Origin of the sequence: Thioalkalivibrio sp. AKL7 (assembly GCF_000381705.1) — a bacterium.
In the GTDB taxonomy this organism is placed as follows: domain Bacteria; phylum Pseudomonadota; class Gammaproteobacteria; order Ectothiorhodospirales; family Ectothiorhodospiraceae; genus Thioalkalivibrio; species Thioalkalivibrio versutus.
This window is the reverse complement of the sequence record NZ_KB906947.1, coordinates 57391-74220: the sequence shown is the minus strand read 5'-3', so window position 1 is coordinate 74220 and position 16830 is coordinate 57391. Positions and strand designations below refer to the sequence as shown.

16 protein-coding genes are annotated in these 16830 nt (G+C 68.0%); 9 read left to right on the top strand and 7 right to left on the bottom strand.

Features of this window, described 5'->3' with window-relative positions; translation table 11 throughout:
- Positions 1-75: 75 nt before the first annotated feature.
- From arsJ to G315_RS0100290, 3 genes are all read right to left on the bottom strand, one after another.
- Positions 76-1311 (bottom strand): organoarsenical effux MFS transporter ArsJ, encoded by a 1236-nt coding sequence (gene arsJ / locus G315_RS0100300; RefSeq protein WP_018176901.1) that lies wholly within the window; start codon positions 1309-1311, stop codon positions 76-78.
- Between the two features lie 7 nt (positions 1312-1318).
- On the bottom strand, positions 1319-2332 hold the full coding sequence (locus G315_RS0100295; RefSeq protein ID WP_018176902.1) for an ArsJ-associated glyceraldehyde-3-phosphate dehydrogenase: 1014 nt from the start codon (positions 2330-2332) through the stop codon (positions 1319-1321).
- Between the two features lie 84 nt (positions 2333-2416).
- Entirely contained in the window at positions 2417-2875 is a 459-nt protein-coding gene (locus tag G315_RS0100290; RefSeq protein WP_038034590.1) for a TspO/MBR family protein, read from the bottom strand.
- A gap of 194 nt (positions 2876-3069) precedes the next feature.
- On the opposite strand from G315_RS0100290, the gene G315_RS0100285 reads away from it, so the two are divergent.
- Genes G315_RS0100285 through G315_RS0100275 form a run of 3 tightly spaced genes read left to right on the top strand, consistent with a single transcriptional unit; the run spans position 3070 to position 8934 of the window.
- Complete coding sequence (locus tag G315_RS0100285) at positions 3070-4290, top strand: efflux RND transporter periplasmic adaptor subunit (RefSeq protein ID WP_018176904.1); 1221 nt, start codon at positions 3070-3072, stop codon at positions 4288-4290.
- Positions 4287-7361, top strand: coding sequence for an efflux RND transporter permease subunit (locus G315_RS0100280; RefSeq protein ID WP_019611647.1), 3075 nt, complete (start codon positions 4287-4289; stop codon positions 7359-7361). The genes G315_RS0100285 and G315_RS0100280 overlap by 4 nt, the downstream gene beginning before the upstream one ends.
- The gene (locus G315_RS0100275) at positions 7354-8934 is read left to right on the top strand and encodes a TolC family protein (protein WP_019611646.1); all 1581 of its coding nucleotides are present in this window, start codon (positions 7354-7356) and stop codon (positions 8932-8934) included. Before G315_RS0100280 ends, G315_RS0100275 begins: the two co-directional genes overlap by 8 nt.
- Positions 8935-8973: 39 nt before the next feature.
- Here G315_RS0100275 and G315_RS0100270 read toward each other — a convergent pair whose 3' ends face one another.
- From G315_RS0100270 to G315_RS0100260, 4 genes are all read right to left on the bottom strand, one after another.
- The gene (locus G315_RS0100270; protein WP_019611645.1) at positions 8974-9552 is read right to left on the bottom strand and encodes a histidine phosphatase family protein; all 579 of its coding nucleotides are present in this window, start codon (positions 9550-9552) and stop codon (positions 8974-8976) included.
- Complete coding sequence (locus tag G315_RS13900) at positions 9549-9698, bottom strand: DUF2256 domain-containing protein (RefSeq protein ID WP_081620877.1); 150 nt, start codon at positions 9696-9698, stop codon at positions 9549-9551. The genes G315_RS0100270 and G315_RS13900 overlap by 4 nt, the downstream gene beginning before the upstream one ends.
- Positions 9699-9983: 285 nt before the next feature.
- Positions 9984-10397, bottom strand: coding sequence for a thiol-disulfide oxidoreductase DCC family protein (locus G315_RS0100265; protein WP_018169593.1), 414 nt, complete (start codon positions 10395-10397; stop codon positions 9984-9986).
- On the bottom strand, positions 10390-10719 hold the full coding sequence (locus G315_RS0100260; RefSeq protein WP_018169592.1) for a hypothetical protein: 330 nt from the start codon (positions 10717-10719) through the stop codon (positions 10390-10392). The genes G315_RS0100265 and G315_RS0100260 overlap by 8 nt, the downstream gene beginning before the upstream one ends.
- Positions 10720-10955: 236 nt before the next feature.
- Here G315_RS0100260 and mtgA point away from each other — a divergent pair, with 236 nt between their 5' ends.
- The 6 genes from mtgA (at position 10956) to G315_RS0100230 (ending at position 16796) form a co-directional block, all read left to right on the top strand.
- Positions 10956-11678, top strand: coding sequence for a monofunctional biosynthetic peptidoglycan transglycosylase (gene mtgA / locus G315_RS0100255; RefSeq protein ID WP_018176908.1), 723 nt, complete (start codon positions 10956-10958; stop codon positions 11676-11678).
- A gap of 118 nt (positions 11679-11796) precedes the next feature.
- Positions 11797-14109 carry a mechanosensitive ion channel domain-containing protein gene (locus tag G315_RS0100250; RefSeq protein WP_019611644.1) on the top strand — a complete coding sequence of 771 codons (2313 nt, stop codon included), beginning with the start codon at positions 11797-11799 and terminating at the stop codon, positions 14107-14109.
- Between the two features lie 147 nt (positions 14110-14256).
- A complete protein-coding gene (locus G315_RS0100245) occupies positions 14257-14943 on the top strand; it encodes a zinc metallopeptidase (protein ID WP_019611643.1) in 687 nt (228 codons plus the stop codon).
- A gap of 26 nt (positions 14944-14969) precedes the next feature.
- The gene (locus G315_RS0100240) at positions 14970-15620 is read left to right on the top strand and encodes a class I SAM-dependent methyltransferase (RefSeq protein ID WP_018176911.1); all 651 of its coding nucleotides are present in this window, start codon (positions 14970-14972) and stop codon (positions 15618-15620) included.
- Positions 15617-16132, top strand: a complete 516-nt coding sequence (locus G315_RS0100235; protein WP_018169587.1) for an MOSC domain-containing protein — start codon at positions 15617-15619, stop codon at positions 16130-16132. The genes G315_RS0100240 and G315_RS0100235 overlap by 4 nt, the downstream gene beginning before the upstream one ends.
- Positions 16133-16205: 73 nt before the next feature.
- Positions 16206-16796, top strand: a complete 591-nt coding sequence (locus G315_RS0100230; RefSeq protein WP_018169586.1) for a hypothetical protein — start codon at positions 16206-16208, stop codon at positions 16794-16796.
- Positions 16797-16830 lie beyond the last annotated feature (34 nt).

Below are 16830 nucleotides of genomic sequence, written 5' to 3'. Positions count from 1 at the left end.
GTAAAGAAATCCGACATAGCAGGCAAGGCGACAACGGACCCAGCTGCTCCAAGTTGGAGAATGCCGATTCGGTTCTCAGGCGCGGGCGGCTTCGCGGGGGAGCAGGGACGAGATCATCCAGGTGGCGAAGATGAAGAAGGTGGAAGCGATCAGGGCGCCTTCCAGGCCCCAGACCATGAAGATGGCGCCGGAGGCGACGGTACCCACCAGGCGGCCGCCGGCGTTGGCCATGTAGTAGAAGCCGACCTTCATGGCGACGCGGTCGGCCTCGGCGTAGTCGAGGATCAGAAAGGAGTGGACGGCGGAGTTGATTGCGAACACCACGCCGAACACGCCCAGCCCGACCATCAGCACCCAGGCCGGGTCCAGGCCCACCTCCAGGCCGATCACGATGGCGATCGGCAGCAGCATCAGGATGAACGCCCACAGGCGCGCGGTGAGCCCGGTCGGATGCACCCCGCCCTTACCCAAGAGGCGGGGCACGGAGGCCTGCACGATGCCGTAGCCGATCACCCACAGCGCGAGGAACGCACCCACCTGCATGTGGTTCCAGTCCAGCGTGGCGCTGAGGAATACCGGCAGCGCGACCACGAACCAGACATCGCGCGCGCCGAACAGGAAGAAGCGCGCAGCCGAGAGCACATTGATGGCGGCGGAATTGGAGAACATCTGGGTGAACTTCGGCTTGCCGCCGACGCGCCCCAGCCCGCGCGGCAGTCCGACCACCGAGAAAAGCATGACGAGCGCCAGCATCCCGGCCAGGATGACCAGCGCCACCTGGAAACCCACGCTGTAGAGGAGCGCCCCGCCGACGAAGAAGCCGACCCCCTTCAGCGCGTTCTTCGAGCCGGTGAGTACCGCCACCCAGCGAAACAGCCGCCCCTCCCCGTCGCCGGCGATCAGCTTCACGCCGGACTTCGCGCTCATCTTGTTCAGATCCTTGGCGATCCCGGACAGGGCCTGCGCGAACATCACATAGGCGACCCCCAGCCAGGCCTCCGGCACCGTGAGCATCAGCAGGGCGGCCACCTGCAGCAGCGTCCCGCCGATCATGGTGGTGTTCACCCCCAGCCGCGCGGCCAGCCAGCCGCCGGTCAGGTTGGTGATCACCCCGAACAGCTCGTAGAACAGGAACAGGAAGGCGATCTCCAGCGGGCTGTAGCCCAGCTGGTGGAAGAACAACACGACCAGCATACGGATCGCGCCGTCGGTGACGGTGAACGCCCAGTAGTTCGCGGTGATCCGCGCGTAGGCACCCAGCCCCAGGGTGGGCGGCCCGCCCGGGTTTGGCTGGTCGGCCGCTCCGCTCAAGACGGCCTCAAACCCCCAGCTTGGCGACGCGGGCGACCAGCTCGACCAGCCGGTTCGCGTAGCCCCACTCGTTGTCGTACCAGGCCAGCACCTTCACCTGCGTGCCGTCGACCACCATGGTCGACTGGGCATCCACGATGGACGAGCGCGGGTCGGTGCGGAAATCGCTGGAGACCAGCGGGCGCTCCTCGTAGCCGAGGATGCCGTTCAGATCGCCGTTCGCCGCCTCGCGCAGCAGGCCGTTGACCTCCTCCACCGTGGTCTCGCGCGCGGACTCGAAGGTGAAATCGGTCAGCGACGCGTTCATCAGTGGCACGCGCACCGCATGGCCGTTCAGACGCCCGTTCAGTTCGGGAAAGATGTCGCCAATCGCCTTCGCCGAGCCGGTAGTGGTCGGGATCAGGTTCAGCCCGGCTGCACGGGCCCGACGCAGGTTGTCGCGCGGCAGGTCCACCGGGGACTGGGTGGCGGTCATGTCATGCACCGTCAGAATCGTCCCGTGGCGGATCGACAGCGCCGGGTGCAGTACCTTCACCAGCGGCGCCAGGCAGTTCGTGGTGCAGGAGGCGGCCGTCACGACGTGGTGCTTCGTGGGATCGTAAGCGGCGTCGTTCACACCCATCACCACGTTCAGCGCGCGCTCATCCTTCACCGGCGCCGCGACCACCACGCGCTTCGCGCCCCGGGTGAAATGCGGCTCCAGCGTGTCCATGGTGCGGAAGGCGCCAGTGGCGTCGATCACGATGTCCACGTCCGACTCGCCCCACGGCACCTGCCCCGGCTCGGCCAGGCTCGTGTGGCGCAGCTCGCGCCCGTCGATCCGGATCTGGTCCGCTTGGGCCTCGGGCTCGCGACCCCAACGCCCGTGAACGGAATCAAACTCCAGCAGGTGTCCGGTGACGGTCCCGTCGGCCGCGACCTCGTTCAGATGCACGATCTCGATGTCGTCCCGGTCCCATGCCGCGCGCAACGCCAAGCGACCAATCCGCCCCATCCCGTTGATCCCTACGCGCACCGCCATGGAGCCCCTCCCAGGAAAAATCGCGTCAGCATACCCCGCCCAAATGACAACCGCATGACGCCCAACCGCTGAAGACCCGGCTCGTCAGTTGAGCCAGACGATCCCGGCGTTGAGGTAGATGGCGAAGGCGACCCACAGCAGGTACGGCACCAGCAGCGCGCCGGCGATACGGTCGATCCGCCAGAAGGCAATCAGGGTGGCCAGGATCAGCGGCCACAGGATCAGGATCTCGGCGAGCGCCAGATCCGGGCGTTGCATGCCGAAGAACAGCACCGACCAGCCGAGATTCAGCGCGAGCTGGGCCAGGAACAGCCCCAGCGCCATCGGGGCACCGGTCAAACCGACGCGCCGCCAGACATGCCAGGCGGCGAGACCCATCAGGCCGAACAGCACGGACCAGACCGGGCCGAATACCGCGTCCGGCGGGTTCAGCGGCGGGCGCGTCAGCGTCGGATACCAGTCGCCCACCGACAGACTGGTCGCCCAGCCACCCAATCCCGCCACAGCGAAGACCAACACCATCCAGGCCAGCAGGCCCAGCATGTCCATGGCAAAGGAGCGCCGCCGCGGGCGCGGGGAACGGGCCGAATCGGATGTCGTCACGGAATTCTCCTTGTACTCGGGGGTCCTAGTCCGGGCTTCATCGAATCGGCGCCGGATTCCGAACGGAATTCATGCACGATTCAGTCAGCCACGCGACACTCTAACCTGACCACCCGGCACACAAGCGAGTTGCAATGCCCCGCCCCGCCACACTGATCACCGCGCTCCTGTTCCTCCTGGCCGCTGGCATCCTCGCCTGGATGCTGCTCGGGCCGGAAGACGACGCGGCCCCTTCCGGTCGTCCGGGCGGCGGCGAGACCCGCCCGGTCGCAGTCGCCATTGCCGGCATCGAGACCCGCGACCTGGTCGAACGGCGGCGCTTCACCGGCAGCATCGAGGGCGCCGACCGGATCGAGATCACCCCCCGCGTGGGCGGGCGGGTTGCCGAGGTGTTCGTCAATCTGGGCGACCGCGTGGAGCCCGGTGATCCGCTGCTGCAGCTGGATACCGAGGAATTCGAGCAGGACGTGGCCCAGGCCGCGGCGGAGCTGGAAGTCGCCGAGGCCAGCCTGGCCGAGGCCCTGGCCAGCCGCGATGCCACCCGGCGCGAACTGCAGCGCACCCGCGAGCTGCGCGACCAGGGGATCGCGTCGCGCTCGGAGCTGGAGGCCGCGGAAACCGAACTCGCCCTGGCACAGACGCGCGTCACCCTGGCCGAATCGCAGATCCGCCAGCGGCGTTCCGCGCTACGCACCCGCGAGATCCAGTTGAGCTACACCCGCATCGAGGCGGGTACGGCCGACAGCACCCGCTGGGTCGCCGAACGCCACGTGGATCCCGGCACGGTCATCAGCGCCAACGACACCGCACTGGCGCTGGTCCGGCTGCAGCCGGTGCGCGCCATCCTGGCCGTGACCGAGGCCGACTACGGCCGGCTGTCGCCGAGCCAGGGGGCGCAGGTCTACACCGCCGCCTATCCGGACGCCGGCTTTGCCGGCACCATCGCCCGCATCGCCCCGGAATTCCGGCCCGGGTCGCGTCAGGCGCGGGTCGAGGTGGAGATCCCCAACGAACGCGACCAGCTGCGCCCGGGCATGTTCGTGGAGGCCGCCATTACCCTGGGGGAACGCAACGCCGTCCGGGCCATCCCGCGCGACGCGATCATCCAGCGCGAGGCCGGCCCGACCCTGTTCAGCGTGGACCGCAGCGGCGAACGCCCGCAGGCCCGCCGCCATCAGGCGGTTACCGGCGTGCGTGATGGAGACTGGGTCGAGCTGCTGGAACCGGAGCTGCCGGAAGGCACCGAGGTCGTCGTGCTCGGCCAGCACCTGCTCGCGGACGGCACCCCGCTGCGCGTGACCGACCCGCGCAACGTGCCGGGTGGAGACGACACACCCGAGTCGGACACCCCGTGAATCCGGCCCGCGTAACGGTCCACCGCCCCGTGCTGACCAGCATGGTAGCCCTGATCGTGGTGATCCTCGGCCTGACCGCGCTGACCCGCCTGCCGGTGGATCTGCTGCCGAATATCACCTACCCGGTGGTCACGGTGATGACGTCCTACCCCAATGCCGGGGCCGAGGAAGTCGAACAACTCGTCACGCGCCAGGTGGAGCAGGCCGCGGCCGCCATTACCGGTGCCCAGGAGATCCGCTCGACCTCCGCCGAGGGCAACAGCAACGTCCGCATCAACTTTGCCTGGGGCACGGACATCCGCCAGGCGGTGGACGACCTGCGCGATCGCCTGGCGCGCATCGAGGACCGCCTGCCCGATGACGCCGATCGCCCGCTGGTACGCCAGTTCGACACCCAGGACTCGCCCATCATGCGTCTGGGCATCGGCTCGCAACTGGACGCCATCCACCTGCGCACTCTGATCGACAACCGTATCGCCCCGCGTCTGGAACGCATCCCCGGCGTGGCAGCTGTGGATACCTTCGGCGGCCTGGAGCGCGAGGTCCGCGTGGAGGTGGACCCGGAACGCATCGAGGCCATCGACCTCGGCCTGGACGACCTGCGTGATCGCATTCGAAACGCCAACGTGATCACCCCCGGCGGCCCGATCATGGACGGGCGCCGCGAATACCGCCTGCGCACCCCGGCCGAGTTCCGCTCGGTGGACGAGGTCCGCGACACCATCGTGCAGCGCAGCGAGGACGGTGTGACCTACCTGCACCAGGTGGCCGACGTGCGCGACACCCACCAGCGCGTTACCCGCCGGTTCCGGGTCAACCAGGAGGAAGGCGTGCAGCTCGCCGTGCGCAAGCTGGCCGACGCCAACACCGTAGAGGTCTACGAGGCGGTCCACGCCGAACTGGTGCGCCTGAACCGCGACTTCCCCCAGATCGACATCCGCGCCGTCACCGACGAGGCCGGTTTTATCCGCAACTCCATCACCAACGTCGGTCGTTCGATCCTCTACGGCAGTGCACTGGCCGTGCTGGTGCTGCTCGTGTTCCTGCGCAACATCCGCTACACGCTGGTGGCGGCCACCGCGATCCCGCTGGCGGTGATCGCCACCTTCGGCCTGGTCTACTTCGGCGGCTACTCGCTGAACCTGATGACACTCGGCGGGATCGCGCTGGGCGTGGGGCTGATGGTGGACAACGCCATCGTGGTGATCGAGAGCATCGCCCGACGGCGCGAGGAACATGCCGAGCAGACCGCCGCCGAGGCCGCCATCAGCGGCACCGGGCGCGTCGCGCCCGCCATCGTCGCCAGCACCCTGACCACCGTGGCGATCTTCCTGCCGCTGTTCTTCGCCGAGGAACTGGCCGGCCAGCTGTTCAAGCCGCTGGCGGCGGTGGTCGCCTTTGCCCTGGCAGGCTCGCTGATCGTCGCGCTGACCCTGGTCCCGATGCTGATGGCCCGCGCCCCGATGCCGAAGCGTGACACCAGTGCCCTCGCGCGCATGGAGCAACGCTACCAGGGGGTGCTACGGCGCACCCTGGCCCAGCCGTGGATGGTCATCGGCATCAGCCTCCTGCTGCTGATGATCGCCCTGGCGGGGCTGCGCGGCGTGGGCACGGAATTCCTGCCCGCCACCGACGAAGGCGAATTGCGCGTGCATGTCGCCATGGAGCCCGGCACGCCCCTGGAAGAGCTCTACGCCACCATGTCCGGCCTCGAGGCGATCATCCACGCCGGGGTCCCGGAACTGGAAAACCTGGTCTCCAGCTCCGGCGCCTCGGCGTTCCGCGCCTCCTCGCCCGCCTCGGGCAACATGCGCGTGATGGTCGGCTCGCGCGACAGCCGCAGCCGCTCCTCCGACGCGATCGCCGCGGCCCTGCGCGACGCGCTGGGCAGCCCGCCGGGAGTCGAGATCCGCGTGCGCGCCTCCAGCGGGATCTTCTTCCGCGGCTTCGGGCGCGGCGCCGACGAGGAAAGCCTGTCCATTGAGGTCCGTGGCTTCGAGCTGCCCACGATGAACGCCGTCATCGAGCGCTTCGAGACCGCGCTGGCGGACGTCCCAGGCGTCACCGACACCCGCGTTGGCTCCGACGGCGGACAGCCGGAATTCGCCACCCGCATCCACCGCGACCGCGCCGCCGACCTCGGCGTGGACGTGCGCACCATCGCCCAGACCCTGGAAACCGCCCTGGGCGGCTCCGGCGCCGGCCAGCTGCGCGCGGGCGGCGACGAGACGCGCATCTGGGTCCAGCTGCGCGACGCCGACCGGAGCTCGCTGGACGACCTCCTCAACCTGACCGTGCGCAGCGAGGACGGCGAACGCGTGGCATTGCGCAGCCTAGTCACGTTCGATACGGCGATCGGCCCGGACAGCATCCAGCGCCGCGAACAGGCGCGCATCAGCACCTTGTTCGTGAACATCGGCGACCGCTCGCTGGGCGAGGTCGCCGCCGACGTACGTGCGGCGCTGGCCGACATCCCGCTGCCGGAGGAGATCGACTTCTCGGTCACCGGCGACATCGAGGAGCAGGAAGCGGCGTTCTCCGAACTGCTGCTGGGCACCCTGCTCGCGACGTTGCTGGTCTACATGGTCATGGCCAGCCTGTACGAGTCCCTGCGCGACCCGCTGATCGTGATGTTCTCCATCCCGCTGGCGATCATTGGTGTAACCGGCGCACTCCTGATCACCGACACCACGCTCAACGTGCAGTCGCTGATCGGCATCCTGCTGCTGGTCGGGATCGTGGTGAACAACGCGATCCTGCTGGTGGACCGCATGGCGCGGCGCCACCGCGAAGACGGCATGGAACTGCAAGCGGCCATCGTCGCCGCCGCGGGCGAGCGCCTGCGCCCCATCCTGATGACCACGCTGACCACGATCCTCGCGCTGTCGCCGCTGGCCATCGGCATGGGCGACGGCGGCGAGGCCCAGGCCCCGATGGCCCGGGTCGTGATCGGCGGGCTGCTCTCGTCTACCCTGATCACCCTGGTGCTGATCCCGACGCTCTACCTGCTGTTCCACCGCCGGGGCGAGCACCCGCAACCCGTCTACCGAGTCGCCACGGATCATGCCTAGAACTCCCCTGCCCTTCCTCGTCGCGCTCGCACTGGCGCTGGCCCTCCCGGCCCACGCCTCTGAAGCGCCGGATGCCTCCGACGGGCTGCGCCTGTCCCTGCCCGCGGATGCACTGACCGACGCCCGGCCGTTCGAACGCGAGGCGGTGGCGGAAGAGACCCTGTCCCTGGAGGAGGCCGTCGCCCGCGCGCTGGAAGGCAACCGCGGCCTGCGCGCCGAGCGCCTGCAAACCGCGATCCAGGGCACCTTCGAGGCGCAGGAACGCGCGGTGTTCGACCCCGAGCTGTTCGCCGAGCTGGAGATTAGCCGCGACCAGAGCGTGCGCCAGCTGGAACAGATCGGAGAAACCGATGAAGTAACCACTACCCGGCGCTTTGGCGAGGCGGGCCTGAGCCAGTCGCTGCCAACCGGCACGGACCTGACGGTCTCCGTACGCAGCTCGCGCAGTTCCAGCTCGCGCGTGGAGGCACCCCAGTTCACCACCCGCGCGGGCCTGAGCCTGACCCAGGCCCTGCTCCGCGGCGGGCGTATCGAGTCCAACCTGGTGCGCCTGCGCCAGGCCGGCCTCGACGTGGAGGCCTCGGAGTACGAGGTCCGCGGCTTCGTCGAACAGCTGATCACCGACGTCGAGGGACGCTACTGGGATCTGGTGCTGGCCGACGAACGGATCGCCATCTTCGAGGAGGCCCTGGCCGTGGCCCGCGAGCAACTCGACCAGACCGAGCGGCGCATCGCCGCCGGCGACCGCCCCGAGACCGAGGCCGTGTCGGCCCGTGCCGAGGTGGCGCTGCGCCGTCAGGGCCTGATCGACGCCCGCGCCGAACGCGCCCGCGCGCAGGACGGCCTCGCGCGACTGCTCCAGGGCGACGGCGGCCTGTGGGATACCCGGCTCGAGGCGAGCTCCGAACCGGGCCTGGAACGCTACACGCTGGAACCCCTGAATGCCTACGTGGCGCTGGCCCGCGACCACCGCGCCGATCTCAACGAAACGCGACTGCGGGTCCAGCGCGACCAGCTGGAGGTCGTGCGCACCCGCAACGGCCTGCTGCCGCGCCTGGACTTCTTCGTGACCCTGGGCCAGTCGGGCTACGCGGACAGCTTCAGCCGCACCTGGCGCGACCGCCAGGGCGACGGCTACGACCTGGCGGCCGGCCTGCGCTTCGAGATGCCGATCGGCAACCGCGCCGCCGAGGCCGAACACACCCGGGCCCGGCTGACCCGCCAGCAGATCCAGGAGACCCTGGCCAACCTGGAGCAACTCGCCATCGAGGACGTGCGCGGCACCTGGTTCGACGCGGCCCGCATCCGCGAACAGATCCAGGCGCAGAAGGACACCGTCGAGTTGCAGGAAGAGCTGCTGCGGGTGGAACAGACGCGGTTTCGCGTCGGTGCCGGGACCGCGCTGGCCGTCTCCCAGGCCCAGCGCGACCTGCTGGAGAGCCGCCTGAACCTGACCGAGACGGTCGTGCGCTTCCGTCAGCTCACCACCGAACTGCTGAACGCCAGCGGCACCCTGCTGCTCCATCGCGGCATCGACGCCCCCGGCGCCGAACGCGTGGAGATCCGTCTGTAAGCTGACTTGCACACGACCCGGCGCCTTCGGTTCGCGCGGCTATTGATCCACCGGGCGGGCATTGCCCTGCGCGTCGATCTCGACGACCAGCATTGCCCCGGCGCCAAGGCTGCGGCCGCTCAGCTCCATGATATTGGCCCGGTGGGTCACGTAGACCGCCGGCCCCGCCGTCTGCCGGTATTCTTCCGCCAGGTGTTCGCGCCACGCGCGCATGCGCCGCTCGCGATGCGGGGCATTAGTGCGAAACACCGAGCCCAGCGCCTCCAGCACCACGGGCTCACCGAACCCCAGGAGCGCCGCGGTATCGACATTGCGGCACCACGGGCCCGCGAACACCCGGATCGACTCCAGGCCCGCCGCGCGCAGGCGCTCCCCACTGGCGCGCGCCTGCGCGCGCCCTTCAGCCGACAGGTTGCGCTGCGTGGCGCAGTCATCCACATCGAAGCCCGACGGGTCACCGATGCCGGGCGCCAGGGCATGGCGCAGCAGCAGGATGCGGTGGGGTTCCTGTAATTGCGCGACGATCGCGCGTTCATCCGCCAGATCGCCCGCCACCAGTGGCAGAGGCACCGCCAGCGCGGCGATCCAGAACACCAGAACGACAAAGCGCGTCGTCACGCGATCTTCCCCGAACGGCGACGCCGGCAGGCGTCCGAACAGTAGCGAACCTCATCCCAGCACCGGGCCCATTTGCGCCGCCAGGCGAACGGGCGGCCGCATACCGCACAGGTCTTCTCCGGTAGATGCGGCTTGGCGTGGGCCACCTTAAGGAGACGCTGATTTAATCGCGCGTCCGCGCTCGAGTCGCTTTTGCGTGCGAACAAGGCGCGGTGACTGCCGTGCAGTCATTCTGCACAAGGGAACCGCAACGCAGTTCCCACGCAAAAGCGGCCGAGCCCCTGCTTTCAATGGCTTGTGGGGTTGGTGCCCCCTGTTCCCCGATCCTGCGTTGCGCCGCTTGCGGGTAGAACCACTACCCGCTGCACGACGCGCCTTGTCTCGGAAAACAGGGGGTACCAACGCGGACGTGCGATTAAATCAGCGTCTCCTTAACGGTCCGGGTGACAGACCCCATCGTCGCAGCGCGAGCGCCAGCGATAACGCGCAATCACGTTGTAGACGCGATCCATCAGCCAGACGATCGGCGGCAGGCGATGCAGCACACCGCCAAGCCAGCGGTAATATGGCAGGTGCCGCCAGACCAGCACGAAGGCCCAGGCGCCGCTGCGAATGCGCCCGTCGGCGCTTACGGCATGCATGCGCTGCATCGCACGATCCCAGGTAATCCCCCAGGCGTCGAGCGGTGTGGCATCGGCATGGATATCACGCCAATCGATCGCGCCCGCGGTGTCGAGCCGCTGATAGTGGCCGATCTCACGCCGGCAAAGCGGACAGCCGCCGTCGAAGAACACCACCGGTCGTCCCGGGGCCTCGGAGTATTGGTCCTGGTGGTTTTCAGGCATGCCCCACCGGCCCGGTCTGCTGGTGCCGGGCGCCATCGAGGGATCTGAGCGCCCGCTCGACCACATCACGCGCCAGATCCTGGGTCATCTCGGGGTTAGCCGGGATCATCTCCGTGCGCACGGCCAGGGCCATTGCCAGCGCTTGCAGCACGTCGCCATTGCAGGTATCGCCCAGCACGCCGATCTCGCTGTCCAGCGTGTCGGTCAGGCGATCCAGCAACTGCTGTACCCGCACCGCCGAGCCGGTCTCGGGATGCAGATAAAAATCGAAGGACACGGCCTCGCCGCTCGGGGTGACATAGCGATAGGGCAATACGTCCATGGCTCTCTCCTTCGCGAACGGTTGGCTTGTTAAGGCGAATTCCGGGGTCGTCCTTCTCACCCCTTCGTCATTGGGCCACGAAACCGCAAAACAGTTCGCCGCGCGTGCTTCCAGGCGGGAAGAAAGGGCACGCCCCATCCCGCCCGCCGAGCGCAGGCGTTATCCTTTCAGCCCATGAATCCACGTGTCCGGACAGTCATCCATCCGCACGCCCACCGCCAAGGGGGGAGACCGTAGTGGCCGCGCGCCGCAAGCGCCGCCCGCTCCGGCGGTTGCTCTACTGGACGGGCGGGCTGGCCGCATTCGTCCTGGCGCTGGGAATCGGGGCAATGCTCGCCCTGGTGGTGCTCTTCGCCCGGATCGACCCGCCCTACGGCATGGCCATGGTGGTGGCAACCGACTGGCAAACCGCCTCCAACCGGCGCCCGGACTGGCAACGCCTGGACGATCTGCCCCGCCATCTGATGCTGGCGGTGATCGCGGCCGAGGACCAGCACTTCCCCAACCACCGCGGCTTCGACTGGGGCTCGGTGCGCCAGGCGCTCAGCGATCACGCCCGCGGCGGGCGCCTGCGCGGAGCCAGCACCATCAGCCAGCAAACCGCGAAAAACCTCTTTCTGTGGCACGGCCGCTCCTGGGCACGCAAGACGCTGGAGGCCGGGTTCACCTTCGGCATGGAGACCCTCTGGCCGAAGCGGCGCATCCTCGAGATCTACCTCAATCTGGCCGAATGGGGTCCCGGCATTTACGGCATCGAGAACGCCGCCCAACACTACTTCGGGATCTCCGCCACCGAGCTCGATCGCCACCAGTCCGCGCGCCTGGCAGCCATCCTGCCCAGCCCCGGCCGCATGAACCCGGTCCGCCCGGGACCCAACCTTGACCGGCGGATCGTCTGGGTCGAGCAGCAGATGGCCCAGCTCGGCATCGCCTGGCTGGATCCGATGCTGCTGGAATAAAGCCTGTGCGCAGGCCACCGAAATTGTGGCACGGAACTTCCAGCCTTTAGACTGCCTCGGACTGACTGACCGTACCGGGGGCTCGCAAGGATGTCCCTCCCAGACATGGAGGTTTTCCGTGACCCATCTGCGCGCGCCGCGTATCGACTTCTCCCGCCTGCTGGTGCTTTTCGCGCTCCTACTGATCCTGCCCCTCGGGGCCGCGTCCGCACAGGGCACCGGTCAGCAGGATTCCGGCAGCGATCTGCGCCAGATGCTCATCGACGCACTGGAGAACGAGGAGGCCCGCGAAGACTTGCTCGAGGCCCTGCGCTCCGGCGACGGCTCCAGCGCGGAGGACGCCGCCACGAATAACCTGCCGGTCGAAACCGGCGACAGCGAATCCGTGGCGCGCCAGATTGCCCAGCTCACCCAGTCGCTGGCCGAAGGCACCGTGGCCGAGGTCCGGGCCCTGAACGACATCGCAGTGGATATCGCCGAGCGCGTGCGCGGAGTCGAGCCCACCGTGTTCGGGCTGGCGGTACTGGATCTCGCCTTCGTCATCGTGTTCACCGTGGTGGTGTTCCTGATACTGCGAAGGCTGGGCGCGCCGTTGTTCACCCGACTTGATCGCTGGGCCTTGAATGCGGCCGAGCATATGCGGCTCATGCGGGCGCTACCGGCCGTGGTCCTGGCCGCGGCGATCGACTTCCTCGTCGTGATCCTCGCCTGGCTGGCCGGCTATGCACTGGCGCTGTTCGTGCTGGGCGACTCGGGCGAGATGAACACCCGGTACTCGCTGTTCCTGAACGCATTCCTGCTGATCGAGGTGACCAAGGCGGCCCTGCGCCTGATCTTCGCGACTCGCTACCACGGCCTGCGCCTGCTGCCGATGGCCGGGGACGAGGCCGCCTACTGGAACGCCTGGCTGGCCCGCATCGTGGGGTATATCGGCTACGGCCTGTTGCTGCTGGTCCCGATCACCAACAACCAGATCTCCTCCGAGGCGGGGCGCTCGTTGGGGCTGATCGTGATGCTAACGGCCTTCCTCTACGCCGCCGTGATCATCCTGCAGAACCGCACCCGGGTGCATGACCGCCTGATCAGGTTGGCCAACAGGGCGCAGTACGCCTTCACCCGCATCGTGATCTCGTTGCTGGCGAACTTCTGGCACTGGATCGCCCTGATCTACTTCCTGGCCCTGGCCGTGGTCAGCATCACCCGGCCGGAAGATGCGCTCCCCTTCATGGCCAAGGCGACCGGACAGACCCTGCTCGCCATCTTCGTGGGCATCTTCGTCGCCAACCTGCTGACCCAGTTGATCGGCCGCCGGATTCGGGTGCCCGAAGAGACCCGGGAGAAGTTCCCGTCGCTGGAGCTGCGCCTGAACTCCTACATCCCCAATGCGCTGAAGGTGATGCGCCTGGTGATCCTGCTGGTCGTGCTGGCCGTGGTCGCGGATGCCTGGGGTGCGTTCAGTCTGACCACATGGCTGGCCTCGGATATGGGCATGGCGGTGCTGGGCACCGCGATCTCGGTGGCGCTGATCCTGCTGGGCGTGCTGGCCATCTGGCTGGTCTTTGCCAGCTGGGTCGAGCACCGCATGAACCCGAACACCGGTGGCGGCGGGCCGACCGCCCGCGAGACCACCCTGCTGACGATCTTCCGCAACGCCATGGCCATCGTGCTGATCGTGATGACCACCATGATCGTGCTCGCCGAGATCGGCGTGAACATCGGCCCGCTACTGGCCGGTGCCGGTGTCCTCGGCCTGGCGATCGGTTTCGGGGCGCAAAAACTGGTGCAGGACGTGATCACCGGCGTCTTCATCCAGCTGGAGAACGCCATCAACGTCGGCGACATCGTCACGGTGGCCGGCACCACGGGCGTGGTGGAACGCCTGACCATCCGTTCGCTCGGCGTACGCGACCTCTCCGGGACCTACCACCTGATCCCGTTCTCGTCGGTGGATGCGGTCGCGAACTACATGCGCGAGTTCGCCTACCACGTCGGCGAATACGGCGTCGCCTATCGCGAGGACATCGACGAGGTCATCGTGCGCCTGCGCGAGGCCTTCAAGGAACTCCAGCAGGATCCCGACCAGGGACCCAACATCCTCGACGAGATGGAGGTGCACGGTGTCACCGCACTGGCCGACAGCTCGGTCAACGTGCGGGTCCGGATCAAGACCCTGCCGGGCACCCAGTTCGGCCTGGGCCGCGCGTTCAACCGCCTGGTCAAGAAGCACTTCGACGCCGCCGGCATCGAGATCCCGTTCCCGCACCAGACCATCTACTTCGGTCAGGAGAAGGACGGCGGCGCCCCGGCAGCCAATCTACGGCTTCTGCAGGAGAAACCCGCCAACGAGCAGGATGGCGACGACTACTCGGATGACCGGCGGGCGCGCCCAAATCCGAAGCACAAGGGCGACTACGACGAGGCCGACGACTGAAGCGCTTGTCCGTGAGCGGGGCGCGCACTCGAATCCCCCCTGCCGCGGCCACTCCCGGGCAGGCGCTTCGCGGGCGACCCCGCTCCCAAGGCCCCAGGGAGACGCTGGCTCTTTCCGACGGCTCGGGCTTCGGGAGATCATGAGCGCATGCGTCTCCTGATCCTGCTTGTGCCTCTGCTCCTGCTCGTTGCCTGGACACCCGGCTGGTGGGTCCGCCACACCATGAAGAAATACCACCGCCCGGCGGACCGCTACGATGGCACCGGCGCGGAGCTGGCGCGCGAGCTGCTGGACCGCCACGGACTGCACAAGGTCCAGGTGGAAACCACGAAGGACGGCGATCACTACGACCCTGCCGCGCGCACCGTGCGCCTGTCACCGGAGAACCACGACGGCCACTCGCTGACGGCGATTACCGTGGCCGCCCACGAGGTCGGCCACGCCGTGCAGCACGCCCAGGGCTATGCGCCACTGCGCATGCGCAGCACGCTGGTCGGAATGACGCGCTACGGCCAGCAAATCGGCGCCTGGCTGCTGGTCGCCATTCCGTTCATTACGCTGCTGGCGCGGCACCCGGCGCCGGGGATCCTGTTCTTCCTGGCCGGGGTGCTGTCCATGGGCCTGGCCGCACTGGTCCACTTCATCACCCTGCCCACCGAGTTCGACGCCAGCTTCCGCCGTGCCATGCCGATGCTGCGCGAGGGCAACTACCTGCACCCGCCCGACTACCCGCATGCCGAACGCATCCTGAAGGCGGCGGCCTATACCTACCTGTCGCAGTCGCTGATGAGCCTGCTGAACATCGCCTCGTGGTTCCGGTACCTGCGCCGATGACCGTTCCCGCCCCGGACGCCTGCCCGTTGTGCGGGCAGCCCACCCGGCCGTTTCACCACCGCGGCATCGGCGACGCCTCGCCCGGAGACTATCGCCGCTGTCAGCACTGCGGCGTGATCGCGCTGGAACGCAACGCCTGGCCGCGCCGCGAGGTGGAACGGGCGTATTACCGCACCCACGAGAACCGGCCGGATGATCCCGGCTACCGCGCCCATCTGCAGCGGCTGATCGAACCATTGGTCAAGGCGCGGCCACCCCCGGCCCACGGACTCGACTGGGGTTGTGGCCCGCAACCCGTGCTCGCCGGGTTGCTACAAGGCTGCGGCTACACGATGGCGTTCTGGGACCCAGCCTTTGCCCCCGCACAACCCGATCCGCCCGACGACGGCTGGGACATCCTTACCTGCACCGAGGTCCTGGAACACCTGCACACGCCCCTGAACACGCTGGGAACCATGGTCGCGGGACTGCGCCCCGGCGGGGTCCTGGCCGTGATGACCGAATGGCCACCTGCGGCGGCCGGCTTTCGTCGCTGGCACTATCGCCGCGACCCCACCCATGTCGCCTTCTACGGCCCGGCCACACTCCAGTGGCTTGCCACCCGCCTGGGGTGCACACTGGACCTGCCTGCCCCCGATATCGCCCTGTTCAGCCGCACAGGAGACCCCCCGCAATGATCCACCGACTGCGTGCCTGGCGCCCGGAGTGGTTCGGTCTGCCCGTCGCGCACCTGCAGGCAATCCACGTCTGTGCCGCGGCTGGCGACCCGATGGATTCGATCGAGTCCATCGAAGCCATCGCCGGCAGCGGACTCCGGGGCGATCGCTACGCCACCCATCGCGGGCACTGGCATGCGGTCGAGAGCTGCCCGGTCACACTGATCACGGCCCCGGAACTGCAACGGGCGTCACAGCGACGCGGCCGCCCGATCGCCCCCGGGGAACATCGCCGCAACCTCGTGGTCTCCGACTGGTACCGCATACCCCGCCAGAGTGGCTTTCTTCGGATCGGAGAGGCGGTCCTGAAGATCGGACGGCCACGCCCGCCCTGTGGGTATCTCAACCAGCTAGTGGGCGACAACCTCGCGCGAGCCCTCGGTCTCGACAGCGGGATTTGCCTTGAAGTCGCGCATTCCGGGATCCTTCGCGTCGGCGACCGGGTGAGCTGGCACCCGGGCGGGCCCGCATGATTCGGCCACGCTTGTTAAGCTGGGGTTAAGTGCCGTTGACTACGATATACGTGTATTCACAAGGAGAAACTTTATGAAGATTCGTTCCCAGTCCCTCGCCGGACTGATTGCCGCCGCCGCGCTCGCGCTGGCCAGCCCACTCGCCATCGCCCAGGGCATGGGTCAGGGGCAAGGTCAGGGCGGCATGGGCATGCAGGGTGGCCAGGGCGGCAACCCGCAGATGGAGATGCAGCAGCTCCAGCAGACCCTCGCCGAGACCCAGCAGCAGGCCATCGAGAACAACCCCCAGCTGGAACAGAAGGGTGAAGAACTGGAGAACCTGGTGCTGGACAAGATGGAGGCCGCCGGCTACCAGCCGCGCCGGGATCTGGAGACCCTGGAATCCGCCGAAGAGCAGCTGCGCGACCCCGATCTAAGCGCGGAGCAACGTCAGGAAGTCATTCAGTCCGAAGACGTGCAGCAGGCGCAGATGAATCTGCAGGAAGCACAGCAGGCCGTCGCGGAAGACCAGGAAATTCGTCAGGCGCAGGAATCCCTGCGTGAAGACCTGATGGCCGCCATGCGCCAGGAGAACGCCGATATCGACGACGTAATCGAGCGCATGCAGCAAATGCAGCAACAGATGCAGCAGCAACAGGGTGGTCAGGGCGGCATGATGCGCTAATCGCGCAACCAGCCCGGTAACAAAGAAAGCCCGG

Excerpts from the sequence above, each read along its gene's own strand:
- G315_RS0100290 (WP_038034590.1), bottom strand. The coding sequence starts at position 2,875 with ATGCTGGGCCTGCTGGCCTGGATGGTGTTGGTCTTCGCTGTGGCGGGA.
- G315_RS0100295 (WP_018176902.1), bottom strand. The coding sequence starts at position 2,332 with ATGGCGGTGCGCGTAGGGATCAACGGGATGGGGCGGATTGGTCGCTTG.
- G315_RS0100265 (WP_018169593.1), bottom strand. The coding sequence starts at position 10,397 with ATGCCTGAAAACCACCAGGACCAATACTCCGAGGCCCCGGGACGACCG.
- G315_RS0100235 (WP_018169587.1), top strand. The coding sequence starts at position 15,617 with ATGATCCACCGACTGCGTGCCTGGCGCCCGGAGTGGTTCGGTCTGCCC.
- G315_RS0100260 (WP_018169592.1), bottom strand. The coding sequence starts at position 10,719 with ATGGACGTATTGCCCTATCGCTATGTCACCCCGAGCGGCGAGGCCGTG.
- G315_RS0100285 (WP_018176904.1), top strand. The coding sequence starts at position 3,070 with ATGCCCCGCCCCGCCACACTGATCACCGCGCTCCTGTTCCTCCTGGCC.
- G315_RS0100275 (WP_019611646.1), top strand. The coding sequence starts at position 7,354 with ATGCCTAGAACTCCCCTGCCCTTCCTCGTCGCGCTCGCACTGGCGCTG.
- G315_RS0100230 (WP_018169586.1), top strand. The coding sequence starts at position 16,206 with ATGAAGATTCGTTCCCAGTCCCTCGCCGGACTGATTGCCGCCGCCGCG.
- G315_RS0100245 (WP_019611643.1), top strand. The coding sequence starts at position 14,257 with ATGCGTCTCCTGATCCTGCTTGTGCCTCTGCTCCTGCTCGTTGCCTGG.